The sequence below is a fragment of the Gordonia rubripertincta genome (assembly GCF_038024875.1).
Classification (GTDB): domain Bacteria; phylum Actinomycetota; class Actinomycetes; order Mycobacteriales; family Mycobacteriaceae; genus Gordonia; species Gordonia rubripertincta.
The window spans coordinates 1,766,190-1,783,495 of sequence record NZ_CP136136.1 but is presented as its reverse complement, the minus strand read 5'-3'; the positions used below and the strand labels follow the sequence as shown (position 1 = coordinate 1,783,495).

Below are 17,306 nucleotides of genomic sequence, written 5' to 3'. Positions count from 1 at the left end.
CATCTCCGCAGGTCACAGCCGTGGCTCCGGTTCCGGTGTGAGCTACCCGGCACGTCCGGCCAAAATGAGGGACGCAACCTACGGTCAGGTAACAAGTCAGTGACGTCGCCTCGGCCGATGAGGATTCTGTGGGGTCTTTTGTGTTTACTTGTCCCCATGCATGGTCTCGCAGCACTGCTGTTCCCGGCTGTACTCATGCTCTTCGCCATGGGCATGGACAAGTTGCAGGCTCGGGTCGACCGCGTGTCCGTCTCGAACGACGAGGTCGACGAGTTCATCGACCGCACGGGGTCCCAGAACGCCGGCAAACCGCCGCGCGATTCCGCGCCTGCCGAACTGCACGAATTGCGGTTCCATCGCTTCGACCACGACTCGGCGACCGCCGATCACGCCGCCTCGCCGCAGCGGGCCAGCTGACCCGCGGCGGCTCGCACACACCGTTCCGACGCTTCTTTTCTCGGTGCCGACAGCCACGAGCGGTCGATGACGTCGAATCGCCGCATCTTGTCCGTCAGACACACCCGCAATGCGCCGTCAGTGACCCATTCAACACATATGCTGGTTCGCGGGGTAGCGTATCCAAGGGCGCGATCTCACACGTGGCTGTAGCAAAGATTTCGAGAAAGGTTCCCTAGGTGGAAGAAGTACTGGCGCGGGCAGGCATATTTCAAGGCGTCGAGCCTTCTGCCGTCGCGGCGCTGACAAAGCAGCTTCAGCCCGTTGACTTCCCTCGTGGACACGTGATCTTCCATGAAGGCGAGCCCGGTGACCGGCTCTACATCATCATGTCCGGCAAGGTGAAGGTCGGTCGACGCTCGCCCGACGGCCGCGAGAACCTGCTGACGATCATGGGACCGTCGGACATGTTCGGCGAGCTCTCCATCTTCGACCCGGGCCCCCGCACCTCGTCGGCGACGACGGTGACCGAGGTCCGCGCGGTCTCGATGGATCGTGACGCTCTGCGCGCCTGGATCAAGGACCGTCCCGAGATCGCCGAGCAGCTGCTGCGCGTGCTCGCACGTCGTCTGCGCCGCACCAACAACAACCTCGCCGACCTGATCTTCACCGACGTGCCCGGTCGCGTCGCGAAGCAGCTCCTGCAACTCGCCCAGCGGTTCGGTACCCAGGAGGGCGGCGCCCTGCGCGTCACACACGACCTGACCCAGGAAGAGATCGCCCAGCTGGTCGGCGCCTCGCGCGAGACCGTGAACAAGGCACTCGCCGACTTCGCCCAGCGCGGTTGGCTGCGCCTCGAGGGCAAGAGCGTCCTGATCGCCGACTCCGAGCGTCTGGCGCGTCGCGCCCGCTGACCCTTGCTTCGCTCGTTCCTCGGGGAGCGAGTTCGACGGAAGACAAGAGCCGCTCGTTCCTTCGGGGACGAGCGGCTCTTGCGTTTGTCCAAAAGCGCTATCTGAGGCCAGGTGCGCTATCCACGGATAGCGCACCGCGACTCTGCGGCCCTCAGGCGTGCCGCAGGTACTCCAACTGCGCCTTCACCGACATCCGCGCGGCCGGCCACAGCTTCTTGTCGACGTCGGAGTAGACCTTGCGCACGACCTTCATCGGCTTAGCCTCGTGCGGGGACACGCCCATGTCGTCGAGGGCGGCCACGATCTGGTCGATCCGCTCCTCGCGATGCGTCTTGTAGAACCGGGCGACCGGCACGAGATCCGGATGGTCGGGGCCGTGCGCGGGAAGGAGTGCCGCACCGTCGCCTTCGACGATGAGCCGGTTGAGGGAGTTCAGGTAGTCCCGCAACCCGCCATCACTGGGGTCCAGTACGGTCGTGCCACTTCCGAGGATCGTGTCTCCGGTCAGCACCGCACGCTGGTCCTCGTGCTCCACGAGGAAGCTCACCGAGTCCCCCGTGTGTCCAGGGGTGTGCAGCACGGTGATCCGCAGTCCCGCGATCTCGATGACCTCGCGGTCGCGAAGGGGCTCGGCATCGCGGCAGAATTTCCCGAGGCGGGCGCGGACGGGCGCGCCGGTGCGCTTGTGGAGGCGCTTGACCCCACCGGTGTGGTCGAAATGCCGGTGGGTGATGAGGGTCAGCGCGACCCCGGGCAGTTCGGCGAGGCGTCGCGCGTGGTGCTTGTACTTCGGCGGACCGGGATCGACGACGACGCACTCGTCACTGCCCGGCGCCCGCAGCACATAGGTGTTGGTGCCGTCGAGTTCCATCATCCCGGAGTTGTCGCACAACAGGACCGAGGCGAAGGGCGTGACCTCCCGCAGCACCCCGTAGGCGGGGTGTACGGGAACGGCATCGTCGGAGGCGCTCATGACTTCGAGCCTATCCATTGACGGCGACCCGGGTCACACTGCTCTGCGTATCCGACCACGCTGAGCCGATCCGCGGTCAGCTCGTGCTGCGGGCCATCCCCTCGAAGGGGTTCCACGACCGGCTGTCGTTCCACACGTGCAGGTACCACGCGTAGTTCGCGGAGGTCACCTGTTCCTGTTCCTCGGCCCCGGGCGACCGGGGTCCCCTGGCACGGACTACTCGTCGGCCGCCTCGTTCACGTCCTCGGCCCCGCCTTCGCCCGAACTCCAGGCCATCGCCGGCGGTCGTCGCCCGCGTGCACCGTCGGCGACGACGTACGCGGCGGTGACGACGGCGATCGTCCCGGCACCCAGGACGAGGGCGGCGTATCCGAACGCCCCCACCACGACTCCGGCGAGCGCGCCCGCGCCGGCCCCCGCGAGACTCATCGACGTGTCCGAGACACCCTGTGCAGCAGCGCGTCTCGTCGTGTCGACGGCATCGGTGAGCAGGGTCGACGCCGCGACCGTGGACGCCGACCACCCGATGCCGAGCAACACCAGCGCGACGACGAGGCCGGCCTGCGAGTCGACGAAGACGAACCCGGCGACGCAACTGGCCACCAGCACCGCCTGCCCGCCGAGAATGACCGGCACCCGCCCCAAGCGGTCGGCCAGGACGCCCATGATCGGCGAGAGCGCGTACATCCCGGCGATGTGGGCGCTGATCGACAACCCGACGAGCGTCACCGATGCGCCACCGTGATGCATGTGGACCGGAGTCAGGGCCATCACCCCGACCATCACCGCGTGCGCCGAGACCACCGCCGCCAATGCCGCTCGGGCGGAGGGGTTGTGCACGATCGCCGAAAGCCCCTCGGCCAGTGCCGGTCTCGCCCTCGGATCCGAATACCCACGGTTGGATTCGATCAGCGGATCGGGTCGCAACCCGAGGAGGAGTACGGTTGCGGCACACAGGCATCCGACGGCACCCAACAGGAACGGACCGGCCAGGTCGGCCATCCCGACCCATCCCGCGACCGTCGCCCCCAGCGGTACGAGCGCGGGACCGACGACAGCGCCGACCATCGTCATCCACACCACCAGCGAGAGGTCACGTCCCCGGGTCTCCGGCGCAGCGAGATCGGTTGCCGCGAAACGCGCCTGGAGGCTGACCGCGGTGCCCGACCCGAGGGCCATCATCCCGGCGAGCATCACCAGGAACCAACCCCGATCCACGCCGAGGGCCACGATGATCGTGCCCGCCGCGGCGACGAGCAGACCGGTGGCGAGTGCGGGTCGCCGACCCCGCGCCGACGCCAGGGCGGCCAACGGCAGGCCGGCCGCCGCCGCACCGAGGGTCAACACCGTCGTCGGCAGACCGGCCAGCGACTCGGTCCCGGACAGTTCTTCACCGAGGATCGCACCGAGGGCCAGTGCCCCGCCCATGGACACGCCACCCAGGACCTGGACCAGGCACAGCAGGACGACGGTGCGGCGCTGGATCGCGGCACGCATCGGATCGGCGACGGACTCACTCGGGGCGTTCACCTCCACAGCATCGACGTTCCGGCGCGAGACCACCAAGTCATTTCAACCCGCGCGCCGCATGCGCAACGAGTTCAGGGTTCCGAGTGCACCCGCGGCCAGCGGGATCACCAGGGCAACCTGCAACGCCACGGGGCGGACGTCGGTGTTGATCCGGAGGATCTCGGCCCGGACGTCCTCGGGTTGCGCGGCGAGCAGCTCGGACAGTTGGGAGTTGCTCATGACCTGCGCGTCGTCGTCGAGCACCTGTGCGACACGTTGCTGCTCGGCGGGTTCCAGCACCGTGCTCGATTCCGACGCGCGGGTGAAACCGAACGCGAGCGATGCCAGCAGGACCGCGCCGGCACAGGCCAGGCCGAAGGAGAGTCCGAACGACCCGGCGGCGGAGTTCGTCCCGGCCGCCTCACTCACGCGTTCCTCGCTCATCGGCCCCAGCGTGTAGTCGTTGAGTTGGGAGACCAGCAGCCCGAGGCCCGAACCGGCCACGAGGAGCGGGATGACCAGTCCCCAGCCGAATTCGGCGCGCGGCACGATCGGGATCAGCACGGCGATGCCCGCGGTGAGGAGCGCGAAGCCGACGAGGACGATGGTCGACGCAGGTCGCTCACCCGCCTTCCTACCGGCGAGCAAGGCCACCGCGAACATGCTGAGCGACAAGGGGGCCAACGACAGCCCGGCCTGCATCGCGTCGTACTCGAGCACCATCTGCAGGTAGATCGGCAACGCGATCATGATGCCGCCGAGCGCGATCTGCTGGAGCAGTTGCTGACTCACCCCGATCCGGAACGGCTTGGACCGGAACAGGTCCGGGTCGAGCAGAGTGGGCCGGCCGGCTCGTCGCCGACGAATCAACCACCAGGTCAATCCCGCGAGCGCGGCGGCCCCGACCACCAGCAGTGCTCCGACGGCTTCACCGCCCTCCTGCCAGACCAGGATTCCGAGGACGATGCCCCCCATGCCGATCACCGAGAGCACGGCACCGACGAGGTCGACGCCGCGCGGCCCGGTGAACTCGACATCGCGCACGAGCCCGATGCCGCACAACACGATCGCGATGATGACGACCTCGCCGAGAAATGCGAGTCGCCAGGACAGATAGGTCGTGATGAAGCCGCCGAGCAGCGGGCCGACCGCCGCCGCGATCGCCGCGGCCGCACCGACGAGGGCATAGACCCGCTTCTGGTCGTCGCCGGTGAAGTTCCCGTGGACGAGCGACTGCATCGCGGGCAACAGGAGGGACGCCCCGATGCCGCCGATGATTGCCCAGAAGACGACGATGGCCGTGAGTCCCTGCGCGAACACCATTGCCATCGCTCCGATGGCGTACCCGAGCAGGCCGAGGACGTAGGCGCGGCGTCGTCCGATGAGATCGCCGACCTTGCCGCCGATCAGGATGAACGCCGCCGAGACCAGGGCCTCCAGCGCGATCGCGGACTGCACGCCGCTGACGGTCGTCTCCAGGTCGCGGACCACGGCCGAGATCGAGACGTTCATGACCGACGTGTCGACGACGAGCACGAACATGGCCATCGCGAGCAGGAGGGCGAGGACCCGTTGCTTCCCCGACAGCGGCGCGGCTGTTCCGGGAGTCGTGGCATCGGTCATTCCGCACCGCCTCGCCGGGCGGCCGTCGAAGCATCGGGTGACGCATGCGACCGACCCGATGACGAGGATAAGTCCGCGGGCGGCCCCAGGTTCGGCGTTTGGTGGTGCCGGCCGGAGGATCAGTCCGTGATCAGGTCGTACCCGAGCTTCCCGACCATCACCACGACGACGGCGAGCAGGACCCACCGGACGAAGGAGCTACCGCGTCCGATGGCCATGTGCGAGCCGATCTGGGCGCCGACGATGTTGGCTGCCGCGAGCCCGAGACCCAAGAGCCACAGCACATTTCCCTGGAGCCCGAAGACCGTCAGCGCCCCGAGGTTGGTGCCGGTGTTGATGACCTTGGCCATGGCCGAACTCTCCAGGAACGACGTCCCGACGAGCGCGGTGAGGCTGATGATGAGGAAGGTCCCGGTACCGGGCCCCATGACCCCGTCGTAGAACGCGATCACCACACCGGCGATCACCAGACCGGCGATCGTGGACAGCCGCGACCGCGGTCCCGCCGACGCGTCACCGCCGAACCCGGGATTCAGCGCGACGAACAGCCCGACGCCGACGAGCATCACCAGCACGATCGGCGTGAAGATCTCCGTCGGCAGCGAGATCGCCACCAGTGCACCAATAGCCGAGAACCCGAGCGCGGCGACGAACACCGGGACGAGCCGGCGCAGGTCGATCCGCACGTGCCGCACATAGCGCCAGGCGGCCGACGCGGTACCGAAGACGGCGGCGAGTTTGTTGGTGCCGAGAGCCGTCGCCGTCGGCAGGCCGGGCTGAGCGATCAGCATCGCGGGGATCAACACCAGTCCCCCGCCGCCGACCACGGCGTCGACCCAGCCGGCAGCGGCGGCCGCGACGATCAGTAGCGCGACGTCCAAGGAGACGTCAGGCCACTTCGACGATCAGTTCCACCTCGACGGGTGCACCGAGCGGCAACTCCGCGACACCGACAGCCGAACGGGCGTGGACGCCCGCGTCGCCGAAGATCTCACCGAGCAGGTCCGATGCGCCGTTGATGACCTTCGGCTGCCCGGTGAAGCCCGGAGCGGACGCCACGAAGCCGACCACCTTGACGATGCGCACCACCGAGTCGATGCCGACCAGCGCGTGCACCGCCGCGAGCGCGTTCAGCGCGCAGGCGCGAGCCGCGGCGGTGGCCTCATCCGGACGGACGACGCCCTCGGCACCGTCGTGCACCTTGCCGTGGACCGAGAGTTCGCCGTCGACGATCGGGAGCTGCCCCGAGGTGTAGACGAGGTTGCCCGTCCGCACGGCCGGCGTGTAACTGGCCACCGGCGGCACCACATCGGGCAGCGCGATGCCGAGCTCGGCGAGTCGATCCGTCCAGGTCGCAGCCATGCTCAGCCCTTCGGTCGCTTCAGGTAGGCGACGTGCTGCTCACCGGTCGGGCCGGGCAGCACCGACACCAGTTCCCAGCCGTCGGCACCCCACTGATCGAGGATCTGTTTGGTTGCGTGCGTCAGCAGCGGCACCGTCACGTATTCCCACGCGGTCACTTCACTCATGGACTCACCCTAACTGCCGACGATGAATGGATAAGGTGTTGCGGTGGCCAATGAACAGGGCTCACGTTCCGGGGCGGGGGAAGGTCTCGATTCCGGCGTGACAGACAAGTCTTCAGTCACTGTCGACAACGAGTGGCCGGACGCGGCATCGCGCGCCCGGTTGCACTTCGTATCGGGCAAGGGCGGAACCGGTAAGACGACGATCGCGGCGGCGCTGGCACTCGCGCTGGCCGCCGACGGCAAGAAGGTCCTCCTCGTCGAGACCGAGGGCCGCCAGGGCATCGCGCAGCTCTTCGACATCCCGCCGCTGCCGCCGACCGACACCAGGATCGCGACCGCCGAGGGCGGCGGCGAGGTGTCGGCGCTCGCCATCGACATCGAGCACGCACTGCTCGAATACCTCGACATGTTCTACAACCTCGGCTTCGCGGGTCGGGCGATGAAGCGCATCGGTGCCATCGACTTCGTGACCACGGTGGCGCCCGGCCTGCGCGATGTGCTGCTCACCGGCAAGATCAAAGAGCGCATCATCCACACCGACAAGAAGGGCGACCGCGTGTACGACGCGGTGGTCGTCGACGCACCGCCGACCGGCCGGATCGGCAACTTCCTCGACGTCACCCAGGCGATGGCCGACCTCGCCAAGACCGGTCCGATCCGCAATCAGAGCGAGGGCGTCGTCCGCCTGCTGCACTCGGAGGAGACCGTCGTCCATCTGGTGACGCTGCTCGAGGCGATGCCGATCCAGGAGACCATCGAGGCGATCGACGAGTTGCGCGGCAAGAACCTCAACCTCGGCAGCCTCATCATCAACCGGGTCAGCGCCCCGCACCTGCCCGCCGACGCCATCGACGAGATCGCCGAGGGCCAGATCGATGCCGCGCGCATCGAGGAGAACCTGAAGGCCGCCGGGGTGAAGCTCGCCGACGGCGACCTGTCCGGCCTGCTCACCGAGACGATCGAACATGCGACCCGTCTGCAGGCGCAGCAGATCGCGAAGGCACAGCTCGACGAGGTGGAACTGCCGACGCTCGAACTGCCGTCCCTCGGCGACGGCATCGACCTCGGTTCCATCTACGAGCTGGCCAACCTCCTCCAGAAAGCGGGTGCGTGATGCCACTCGACCTCAAGATGGGGACGGTGCTCACCGACCCCGGGACCCGTGTCGTCATCTGTTGTGGCGCTGGCGGCGTCGGCAAGACCACGACCGCGGCGGCCATGGCGATGTATGCGGCCGAGCAGGGGCGCACGGTCGCCGTCCTCACCATCGACCCGGCCAAGCGGCTCGCCCAGTCACTCGGCATGTCCGAGCTCACCAACGAGCCGCAGCCCGTGCCGATCGAGGGCAAAGGCACCCTCGACGCGATGATGCTGGACATGCGCCGCACCTTCGACGAGATGGTGCTCGAGTACTCCACTCCGGAACGCGCCGAGGCGATCATGCAGAACGCCTTCTATCAGACGGTCGCGTCGTCGTTCTCCGGCACGCAGGAGTACATGGCGATGGAGAAGCTCGGCAAGTTGCTCGAGCAGGACCACTGGGATCTCATCGTCGTCGACACCCCGCCCTCACGGAACGCACTCGATTTCCTCGATGCCCCGCAGCGTCTCGGTTCGTTCCTGTCGGGCCGCCTGATGAAGGTTCTGGTCGGCGGCGGACGCGGCGTGGGCCGCATGGTCACCGGCGCGATGAGCCTGGCGATGCGCGGCGTCTCCACCATCATCGGCGGCGACATGCTTCGCGATGTCGCGATGTTCGTCCAATCGCTCGACTCGATGTTCGGCGGCTTCCAGGATCGGGCGCTGAAGACCTACGAACTGTTGAAGCAGCCGGGCACCCAGTTCGCGGTCGTCGCGGCAGCCGAGGCAGACGCCCTGCGTGAGGCCGCGTTCTTCGTCGACCGACTGTCTGAGGAGACGATGCCGCTCGCGGGTCTGATCCTCAACCGGACCCACCCGAACCTCACCTCGATCCACGAGGAGGCGGCGTTGGTGGCACTGGAGTCGGTCACCGACGACCTGACTCGCGGGGTGTTGCAGATTCACGCCGATCGCGCCGCCACCGGAAAGCGCGAACTCCATCTGCTGCAACGGTTCACGGCCGCCCATCCGCGGGTCCCGATCGTCGGGGTCCCGGCGCTGCCGTTCGAGGTCGCGGACGTGACCGCCCTCCGCGCCGTGGCGGAGCAGATCACCGGACGCGGCTGAGTCCTCTCCCCGCCCACTGATGACAATTCGGCTCGGCCGGCATCTGCCGGCCGAGCCGAATTGCTCTGACTGAAGGGTCTGCGGTGATCAGACCGCGTCGGCGCGCTGGCGACGACGCTGGGCTTCGAAAAACGCCGACCACGAGGTGACCTCGGGGTGCTGGCGCAGGAGGGCGCGGCGCTGACGCTCGGTCAGGCCGCCCCACACACCGAACTCGACGCGGTTGTCGAGGGCATCTGCGCCGCATTCGAGCTGTACCGGGCAGTGCCGGCAGATGGTCGCGGCCTTGCGCTGAGCTGCCCCTCTCACGAACAGATCGTCCGGGTCTCCGCCCCGGCATCGCGCCTTGGCCACCCAGGCCAAGCGATCTTCTCCGGTAGAAACTGCCGCTGTCGCCATCCGCCACCCCTACTTGTCGTGTTCCGCATAGCCCCGAGCTCGGGACTCAACTCGCTGCTCAGACCACATTTACAACTCACTGTTAAGTGAGTCACATTCTGCACTCAATCTAGGGATCTGTGCATGGGTGCGCAACCCCTGGAGCGCAACAAAGTGGGACCACCGTGCAAACTCATCCGATCGGAGGGTTGCGCTGACGCGCGGTCGGGTTTGCGCCGGGATCGTGTCCATGCACAACGGCAGCGCGGATCCCCGGGGGCGAGGCTGGACGATGTTCCGGCCGATCGCACGTATCCTGTCGGGGTGATGTCGAAGAAGCTGTGGTCACTGGCCTGGGCGAGCCTGCTGGCCGGCCTTCTCGTCGCGGGCCTTCTCTATCCGGTGGCCAGTGGGGTCGGCGTCGTCTCCAACCGGGCGGCAGCGGCAGTCGAGAACGTCTCCTCCGAACTACTGAACGGCACGTTGCCGGAGGTCACCACCATGACCGACGTCAACGGGAAGCCGATCGCGGTGCTGTTCGACCAGTACCGCTATCAGGTCGGATACAACGACATCTCGCCCGACATGATCCGCGCGATCATCTCCGTCGAGGACCGGCGCTTCCTGGAGCACGACGGCGTCGACTGGAAGGGCACCATCCGCGCGGCGCTGAAGAACTCGTCGTCCGGCGAGGTCCAGCAGGGTGCGTCGACGCTCGACCAGCAGTACATCAAGAACTATCAACTGCTCGTCCTGGCCCGCACCGACGCCGATCGCCAGGCCGCGGTCGAGACGACCCCCGCGCGCAAGCTGCGGGAGGTGCGCATGGCGCTCACCCTCGAGCAGACCCTCATCGACCAGGCCAAGCGTGACAAGGGCCTCGACGACGCCGCCGCCAAGCAGGAGGCGAAGAAGCAGATCGTCACCCGCTATCTGAACGTCGTCCCCTTCGGCAACAACGCCTACGGCATCGAGGCCGCCGCGCAGACCTACTTCGGCATCCCGGCCAAGGATCTCCAGGTCGAGCAGGCCGCGATGCTCGCGGGCATGGTCCAGTCCAGTTCCGCGCTGAACCCCTACAGCAACGCCGAGGGCACCCTGACCCGCCGGAACCTCGTGCTGGATACGATGATCGACAACTTCCCGGAACGACGCGCCGAGCTGGTGGCAGCCAAGGAGAAGCCGCTGGGCGTGCTCCCGCGTCCGCGGACGCCGACGCAGGGCTGCATCGCCGCCGACAACGAGGGCTTCTTCTGCGACTACGCACTGCAGTTCCTCGCCGAGAACGGCATGTCACGCAACTCGGTTCTGCGCGGCGGCTACATCATCCAGACGACCCTCGATCCCGACGTCCAGCGCGCGACCGATCGCGCGGTGAAGGCCCAGGCCAGTCCCACCGCCGACGGCGTCGCCGACGTCATGAGCACCATCCGTCCCGGCGACAAGTCGCACGACGTGCTGTCGATGGCGTCGAGCCGCCGCTACGGTCTGAACCTCGCCGCCGGCGAGACGATGCAGCCGCAGCCGTTCTCCACGGTCGGTGACGGCGCGGGCTCGGTGTTCAAGATCTTCACCGTGGCCGCAGCCATGGAAAAAGGCCTCGGTGCGGGCTCGAGCATTCCGGTCCCCGGCTTCGTCGCCGTGGAGGGCATGGGTAACAGCGCCGGCGCCAACGGATGTCCGGTGAACTCGTACTGCGTCAAGAACGACGGCCGGTACCCGGCGTCGCTGTCGGTGACCGATGCACTCGCCCAGTCGCCGAACACGGCCTTCGTCAAGCTGCTGCAGCAGGTCGGCGTCAAGCCGGCGGTCGACATGGCCGTCCGCCTCGGGCTCCGCTCCTACACGGTGCCCGGCTCGTCGGGTTACGGCGAGAAGAGCATGGCGCAATACGTCAAGGACGGGAACTTCGGCTCGTTCACCCTCGGCCCCCTCCCGCTCAACGGCCTCGAACTCGCCAACGTGGCCGCGACCCTCGCCTCCGGCGGGGTCTGGTGCCCGCCCAACCCCATCAAGGCGATCAGCCGCGTCAAGCGCGACCAGTACGGCAACCCGGTGATCGGCCCCGACGGACAACGCGCCCTCACCTCGGTCCCGTTCAACTCGCCGGGTTGCGAACAGGTCGTCGACAAGGGCCTCGCCGACACCCTCGCCAACGCGCTCAGCAAGGACGACCAGGGCGGCGGCACCGCGGCAGGTGCGGCCGGTTCGGCCGGTTGGACGCTCCCGATGTCGGGCAAAACCGGTACCACCGAAGCTCACCGCAGCTCCGCGTTCATCGGTTTCACCAACCAGATCGCCGGCGCCGCCTACGTCTACAGCGACGGCCCGAACCCGCAGGGTGTTTGCAGCAGCCCGCTCCGATCCTGCTACGACGGCGACCTGTACGGCGGCATGGAACCCGCACGCACCTGGTTCCAGGCGATGAAACCGGTGGCCACCAAGTTCGGCCCGGTCCGGATGCCCCCGGTCGACCGCGAATACTGGCGCGGCAGCGATCGCGGCCGGATTCCGCAGGTCAGTGGCCTGACCGCCAGTGAGGCCACCTCGCGGCTCCAGCGGGACGGTTTCAAGGTCAACGAGCTCGAGGTCGACAGCGGCCGCCCGAAGGGCACCGTCGTCTTCACCGCGCCGTCGGACTCCGCGATGCCCGGCAGCACGGTGACGATCTATGTGAGCAACGGTCGACGGGCAGGCGGTGACAGCGGCAACGGTCCCACCGAGACCACCGTCGTCGTTCCCGGCGTCGGACCCGTCGTCATCCAGCTGCCCGGTTGAGTCACGGGCCGGGCGGCCTCTGCTTCTGACGGCGGGCCGTCCGTGCGGCCCACCGAAGGGGGTGGGCACGGGCTCGGAGGTGCGTATTCTGAACAGATGCAGCACTCCGAACTCGACTTCCGCTCACGCCTCGGTTCGTCCGGTTCCGGGGTCGGTTCGCGCGCACTCGTCGGTGCCGCGGGGCTGGCCGCCGCCGGCCTCGTCTACTCGACCGTCATCGAGCGCAACGCCTTCGCCCTGCGCCACACGACGCTGTCGGTCCTCGAACCCGGCGCCTCGCCCTTGCGGGTCCTGCACATCAGCGACCTGCACATGATGCCCAACCAGCGACTCAAGCAGGCGTGGATCTCCGAGCTCGAGGCCCTGGAACCCGACCTGGTGGTCAACACCGGCGACAACCTCGCGCACCCGCAGGCAGTGCCCGCGGTGATCCAGTCCCTCGGTGGCCTCCTGTCGCGGCCGGGCCTGTTCGTCTTCGGGTCCAACGACTACTTCGGCCCCAAGCCGAAGAACCCGATGAAGTACTTCAAGAAGGACCATCAGCGGACGCACGGCGAACCGCTCCCCTGGCAGGATCTCCGGGCGGCGTTCACCGAACGCGGCTGGCTGGACGCCACGCACACCGTGCGTGAGCTCGAGGTCAGCGGGGTCCGCGTGGTCGCCTCCGGCGTCGACGATCCGCACATCGAGCGGGATCGCTACGAGACCATCGCCGGCCGCCCCAACCCGCTCGCGCACCTGCGCCTGGGCCTCACGCATTCGCCCGAGCCGCGGGTCCTCGACCGCTTCGCCGCCGACGGTTACGACCTCGTGATGGCCGGCCACACCCACGGCGGTCAGCTGTGCCTGCCGTTCTTCGGCGCGCTCGTCACCAACTGTCACATCGACCGCTCCCGGGTGAAGGGCCCGTCGAACTGGGGCTCGTCGATGAAGCTGCACGTCAGTGCCGGACTGGGCACCTCACCGTACGCGCCCGCACGCTTCTGCTGCCGCCCGGAGGCCAGCCTGCTGACCCTCACCCCGGTCTCGCACGGCGACGCCGACTATGACGCCGACCAGTCACTGCCGCAGCTGGCCCGCGAGACCTTGTGACGGGCAAGCGAACACGCCGGGAGCGCGCCGACTCGTGAACTCCCTCGGGGTGAAGGTCCTGGCGTTCGACACCTTCGGGACGGTCACCGACTGGCTCACCGGGATCTCCGGTGCCGTCGCACACACCGTGCCCGACGTCGACGCCGCCGACTTCGCCCGCGAGTGGCGTCGTCGCTACTCACCGATCCTCGCGCGGGTCGAGGCCGGAGACCTCCCGTGGCGACGTCTGGACGATCTGCAGACCGATACCCTCCACGAGGTCGCAGCAGCCTTCGACGTGACCCTGGACGCCGATCAGCGCCGCGCGCTCGTACGTGCGTGGCGTGCCATCCCTGGTTGGCCCGACGCCGCGGACGGGATTCGACGCCTCAAGCGCGACTTCGTCGTGTGCGCGCTCAGCAACGGCACCGTGGCGCTGCTGACCGACATGGCCCGGCACAACGACTTCGCGTGGGATGTCATCGGCGGCTCCGACCTCTGGCGGCACTACAAGCCCGCACGCGAGACCTACTGCGGCCTGGCCGAACTCCTCGAGGTCGAGCCGAACGAGGTGATGATGGTCGCGACGCACCAGGCCGACCTCGACGCCGCACGCTCCTTCGGTCTGCGCACCGCGTTCATCGAGCGCCCGGACGAGTGGGGCGGCGAGCCCAAGGACGATTCCGGGTCACCCGACAACGACTTCCACGCGCCGGATCTGCTGGACCTCGCCCGACAGCTCGGTTGCTGAGCGGCCACGGCCATGACCCTCGACGACCTGCGGCGCTGGGAGGACTCCGGCGCCGGCTGGCGGGTCGTCCACCGCGGCGCAGAGAGCGTGACGGTGAGCCTGCTGCGCTGCGACGGCGGCGAGGAGGTCGACCGGTTCGTCACCGACGACCCGGAGATCCTCGCCCACATCGGCGGTCGCACAGCATACGAACACGACGCCTGAATGGCGCCGCAAACGAGGAAACCCCGGCCGCATCTGGCGCGGACCGGGGTCTCACTGCTGTGTCTCAACCAACACATCTTGCTGACCGACCGTGGTCGATCTCTGTCGGGGTGGCGGGATTCGAACCCACGACCTCTTCGTCCCGAACGAAGCGCGCTACCAAGCTGCGCCACACCCCGTGTGTAGCCTGCGATAGCTTATACCGGACCCCCGCCGAGTACTAAATCGCCTGGTCAAAGATGTGCCCGAAGTGAGCGAAACGCTGTGGGTTGCGGGTCGGACGTCCCATTCTTGGTTAAGGTCCATCCGCAACAACGCCCCACGCCGTCGTTCAGGATCCCTGGGCGCCGGTGTACACCCCACACGAAAGGACGCCATCATGAGCGCCTCCACCGATCAGCAGGCGAACTCGTCCGCCAAGCAGGGCTTCGCCTTCGGCATCTCGATCGTCGCCGCCGCGCTGCTGTTCGTCGCCGGTCTGGTCTCGGTCTTCCAGGGCATCTCGGCGATCGCCAACGACGAGCTGTTCGTCGTCGGCCGCAATTACGTCTTCGAGTTCGACCTCACCACGTGGGGCTGGATCCACCTGATCCTCGGCATCGTCGGCATCCTCATCGCCGGTGGTCTCGCCGTCGGCGCCGACTGGGCGCGTATCGCGGCCATCGTGATCGCCTCGCTGTCGATCATCGCCCAGTTCCTGTGGCTGCCCTACTACCCGGCGTGGGCAATCCTGATCATCGTCCTCGACCTCATCGTCATCTGGGCGGTCTCCACCTGGAACCCGAACAACGCCTACAACCTGTAATCTCCAGCTCCACCAGCGTCGATGCCGGCCGACGAGGCCTGCCGGGTGCCCCCGACCCATCCGTGACCCGCAGTGATCCGAACCCTTCCCGACAGCCCATTGGGGCTCGACGGAGATGATCGGGCCACGAAAGGAAACACCATGCGCGTCACACGCACCCTCGCAGCCCTCGTGGCCGGCATCGTCGTCGGACTCGGTTACGTGATCGGAACCGGTTCGGCACAGGCCGCGCCCCTCGCCCCGGTGGAGAAGGTCGACGTCGACCGCTACCTCGGCAAGTGGTGGCAGCTCGCCACCGTCCCCTCGTTCTGGGGAGTCACCTGCGCCAAGGACACCAGCGCCTTCTACACCCGGATCGACGAGAAGACCATCGGCGTCGACAACCAGTGCACCGGACCCACGGGCATGAAGGGCGGCGTGCTCGGCCGCGCCACCGTCGTCGACACGAAGTCGAACGCCCAGTTGAGTGTTCGGTTCCCGCAGACACCGGCCAGCATCAACCCCAACGGGGCACCGAACTACATCATCGCCCACATCGAGGACGGCGAGAACCCGGACGGCCCCTACAAGTACTCGATCGTCGGCGATCCGAGTCGCGCGTCGGGATTTCTGCTCTCTCGCGACAAGGTCGTCTCCAACAGCGAGCTGCGCCGTTTGACCAAGGAGATCGAGAAGGTCGGCTTCAACCCGTGCACGTTCCTCGTCTCACCGACAACCGGTGGGCGCAGCGACTATTCGCCGCTGTGCACGATCTGAGATCTACCCCGTAGGCCGTCGGCGGACACCCTCACCGTGCTGGTGGTGTGTCCGCCGGGGTGTTGTAGATGTGCTGTAGCAGTCTGGCCATCACGGTGAACGCATTGTCGACGTCCTGTGTGACCGAGAGATTGGTCCAGATGACCATGCTGACGTCGTTGGCCTCGTCATGGACCGCCATCGTGTTGAAACCGGGAAGCTGGCCCTCGTGATAGGTGAGGCGGTTCTCTCCGAACCGGACCTCGGTGATCCCGTAGCCGTAGAACACCCGGGGATCCTCCTCGTGCTGGATCCGAATGCTGTCCCACCAGAGCTGCTGGTTGGCGTCGTCGAGAAGATCTCCGCCGACGAACGCCTTGATCCAGGTCATCAGGTCGTCGGCGCTCGAGACGACGCCGCCGGCCGCCCAGGCCCACGAGGGGCTCATCACCGTCACATCGTTGGGTAGCAGGGACCCGGCTCTCGCCGCCGCGGTCTCCTCGGGCGTCATCGGCTTGTCCGAGACCTGTAGCGGACCGTACTGATATCCGTGCGAGAACGGCGCCGAGAGGGTCGTGTCGGTCGCGGCGGGAAGCGCGGTACGGGTCAGGCCGAGCGGACCGAAGAACCGGTCGGTGAACACCTGCGCGAGGGACTTGTCCTCCACTTTCTCCACCACGAGGCCGGCAGCCGACATCGGAAGCTCTTCACGCTGTACGCCTTCCATCGGCCCGCTCCATGACGGACGTGCGATGTAGTCGTATCACGCGAGAGACGCCACCGTGCCAAAACCCGACAATTCCGGCATCAGCTAATGGGGATGCATCGACTCATGATGGGCCCCGAACGGCGGCGCCATACGGTTTCGGCGCAAGCACCCAAAGTGCTTGCGCCGAACTCTCTTAACTGGCTTCTGCGTCGGCCGCCATTGCGGTGCGCCGGAATTCGTCGGGTGTGAGACCGAACTTGGCGCGGAAGCGGTTGCGCATCGTCGCCGTCGAGGCGAAGCCCGAAGCATGCGCCACCGCTTCGAGTTTCAGGTTCCCCGGACCGGTCAACAGGCGGCGCGCCCACTCGAGACGGCGGTCGGCGATCATCTCGGCCAGCGACGTCGGGCCGCCGGCGAGAACGCGGTAGAGATGCCGGCGACTCACGTGAAGGTGCCGTGCCACGACCTCGACACTGAAATCTGGGTCGCGGAAATTACGCTCGATGAGGTCGGTGACCGCGGCACGTAGATACCGCTCACTGGTACGCAAGTCGGACACCCCGTCACGAGAAACGCGTTCACTGTGCGAAACACGTTCCGGCGCAATGCTCATCACTTGCCCGTCACCACCATTGGGACCTGCGCCCACCTGATTCCTTTCACAAGAGCCCCCTCCGACCCACAACAAAGATTACCGACGGGTCGCCCCTCGGTCTTGGGCCT

At 67.4% G+C, this 17,306-nt stretch carries 19 protein-coding genes and 1 tRNA gene; 10 read left to right on the top strand and 10 right to left on the bottom strand.

What is annotated here, in order from left to right; translation table 11 throughout:
- Window positions 1-156: 156 nt before the first annotated feature.
- A complete protein-coding gene (locus RVF83_RS08020) occupies window positions 157-417 on the top strand; it encodes a hypothetical protein (protein WP_005194568.1) in 261 nt (86 codons plus the stop codon).
- Between the two features lie 218 nt (window positions 418-635).
- Window positions 636-1,310 carry a Crp/Fnr family transcriptional regulator gene (locus tag RVF83_RS08015; RefSeq protein ID WP_005194565.1) on the top strand — a complete coding sequence of 225 codons (675 nt, stop codon included), beginning with the start codon at window positions 636-638 and terminating at the stop codon, window positions 1,308-1,310.
- A 151-nt stretch (window positions 1,311-1,461) separates the two neighbouring features.
- Here the strand turns inward: RVF83_RS08015 and RVF83_RS08010 are convergent, their stop codons facing one another.
- From RVF83_RS08010 to RVF83_RS07985, 6 genes are all read right to left on the bottom strand, one after another.
- Window positions 1,462-2,283 (bottom strand): MBL fold metallo-hydrolase, encoded by an 822-nt coding sequence (locus RVF83_RS08010; RefSeq protein ID WP_005194561.1) that lies wholly within the window; start codon window positions 2,281-2,283, stop codon window positions 1,462-1,464.
- Between the two features lie 216 nt (window positions 2,284-2,499).
- Window positions 2,500-3,780, bottom strand: coding sequence for an MFS transporter (locus tag RVF83_RS08005; protein ID WP_247602410.1), 1,281 nt, complete (start codon window positions 3,778-3,780; stop codon window positions 2,500-2,502).
- Window positions 3,781-3,855: 75 nt separating this feature from the next.
- Complete coding sequence (locus RVF83_RS08000) at window positions 3,856-5,415, bottom strand: MFS transporter (RefSeq protein WP_005194557.1); 1,560 nt, start codon at window positions 5,413-5,415, stop codon at window positions 3,856-3,858.
- 119 nt (window positions 5,416-5,534) lie between these two features.
- Entirely contained in the window at window positions 5,535-6,296 is a 762-nt protein-coding gene (locus tag RVF83_RS07995; protein WP_005194555.1) for a TSUP family transporter, read from the bottom strand.
- Window positions 6,297-6,303: 7 nt separating this feature from the next.
- Complete coding sequence (locus tag RVF83_RS07990; protein WP_005194553.1) at window positions 6,304-6,777, bottom strand: RidA family protein; 474 nt, start codon at window positions 6,775-6,777, stop codon at window positions 6,304-6,306.
- 2 nt (window positions 6,778-6,779) lie between these two features.
- Window positions 6,780-6,944, bottom strand: coding sequence for a DUF4177 domain-containing protein (locus RVF83_RS07985; protein WP_004022081.1), 165 nt, complete (start codon window positions 6,942-6,944; stop codon window positions 6,780-6,782).
- A 43-nt stretch (window positions 6,945-6,987) separates the two neighbouring features.
- Here RVF83_RS07985 and RVF83_RS07980 point away from each other — a divergent pair, with 43 nt between their 5' ends.
- Window positions 6,988-8,058 (top strand): ArsA family ATPase, encoded by a 1,071-nt coding sequence (locus RVF83_RS07980; RefSeq protein ID WP_005194545.1) that lies wholly within the window; start codon window positions 6,988-6,990, stop codon window positions 8,056-8,058.
- Window positions 8,058-9,152: an ArsA family ATPase gene (locus tag RVF83_RS07975; RefSeq protein ID WP_005194543.1), complete on the top strand. Its 1,095-nt coding sequence runs from the start codon at window positions 8,058-8,060 to the stop codon at window positions 9,150-9,152. Before RVF83_RS07980 ends, RVF83_RS07975 begins: the two co-directional genes overlap by 1 nt.
- 87 nt (window positions 9,153-9,239) lie before the next feature.
- On the opposite strand, the gene RVF83_RS07970 is transcribed toward RVF83_RS07975, so the two are convergent.
- Complete coding sequence (locus RVF83_RS07970; protein ID WP_035754718.1) at window positions 9,240-9,551, bottom strand: WhiB family transcriptional regulator; 312 nt, start codon at window positions 9,549-9,551, stop codon at window positions 9,240-9,242.
- Between the two features lie 306 nt (window positions 9,552-9,857).
- On the opposite strand from RVF83_RS07970, the gene RVF83_RS07965 reads away from it, so the two are divergent.
- The 4 genes from RVF83_RS07965 (at window position 9,858) to RVF83_RS07950 (ending at window position 14,334) form a co-directional block, all read left to right on the top strand.
- Complete coding sequence (locus tag RVF83_RS07965; protein WP_005194540.1) at window positions 9,858-12,308, top strand: penicillin-binding protein; 2,451 nt, start codon at window positions 9,858-9,860, stop codon at window positions 12,306-12,308.
- 96 nt (window positions 12,309-12,404) lie between these two features.
- Window positions 12,405-13,400: a metallophosphoesterase gene (locus RVF83_RS07960; protein ID WP_005194539.1), complete on the top strand. Its 996-nt coding sequence runs from the start codon at window positions 12,405-12,407 to the stop codon at window positions 13,398-13,400.
- Window positions 13,401-13,434: 34 nt separating this feature from the next.
- Window positions 13,435-14,130, top strand: a complete 696-nt coding sequence (locus RVF83_RS07955) for a haloacid dehalogenase type II (RefSeq protein WP_005194537.1) — start codon at window positions 13,435-13,437, stop codon at window positions 14,128-14,130.
- A 12-nt stretch (window positions 14,131-14,142) separates the two neighbouring features.
- Complete coding sequence (locus RVF83_RS07950; protein WP_005194536.1) at window positions 14,143-14,334, top strand: hypothetical protein; 192 nt, start codon at window positions 14,143-14,145, stop codon at window positions 14,332-14,334.
- Between the two features lie 105 nt (window positions 14,335-14,439).
- On the opposite strand, the gene RVF83_RS07945 is transcribed toward RVF83_RS07950, so the two are convergent.
- Window positions 14,440-14,513 (bottom strand) — tRNA-Pro (locus RVF83_RS07945).
- 200 nt (window positions 14,514-14,713) lie between these two features.
- Between RVF83_RS07945 and RVF83_RS07940 the strand changes: the two genes are divergently transcribed.
- Together RVF83_RS07940 and RVF83_RS07935 are read left to right on the top strand one after the other, a co-directional pair.
- Window positions 14,714-15,139 carry a DUF7144 family membrane protein gene (locus tag RVF83_RS07940; RefSeq protein ID WP_005194534.1) on the top strand — a complete coding sequence of 142 codons (426 nt, stop codon included), beginning with the start codon at window positions 14,714-14,716 and terminating at the stop codon, window positions 15,137-15,139.
- A 141-nt stretch (window positions 15,140-15,280) separates the two neighbouring features.
- Window positions 15,281-15,895: a lipocalin family protein gene (locus RVF83_RS07935; protein ID WP_005194532.1), complete on the top strand. Its 615-nt coding sequence runs from the start codon at window positions 15,281-15,283 to the stop codon at window positions 15,893-15,895.
- Window positions 15,896-15,926: 31 nt separating this feature from the next.
- Here RVF83_RS07935 and RVF83_RS07930 read toward each other — a convergent pair whose 3' ends face one another.
- Both RVF83_RS07930 and RVF83_RS07925 read right to left on the bottom strand, forming a co-directional pair.
- On the bottom strand, window positions 15,927-16,601 hold the full coding sequence (locus RVF83_RS07930) for a serine hydrolase domain-containing protein (RefSeq protein WP_005194526.1): 675 nt from the start codon (window positions 16,599-16,601) through the stop codon (window positions 15,927-15,929).
- A 175-nt stretch (window positions 16,602-16,776) separates the two neighbouring features.
- Complete coding sequence (locus tag RVF83_RS07925) at window positions 16,777-17,232, bottom strand: helix-turn-helix transcriptional regulator (protein ID WP_005194525.1); 456 nt, start codon at window positions 17,230-17,232, stop codon at window positions 16,777-16,779.
- Window positions 17,233-17,306: the final 74 nt, after the last annotated feature.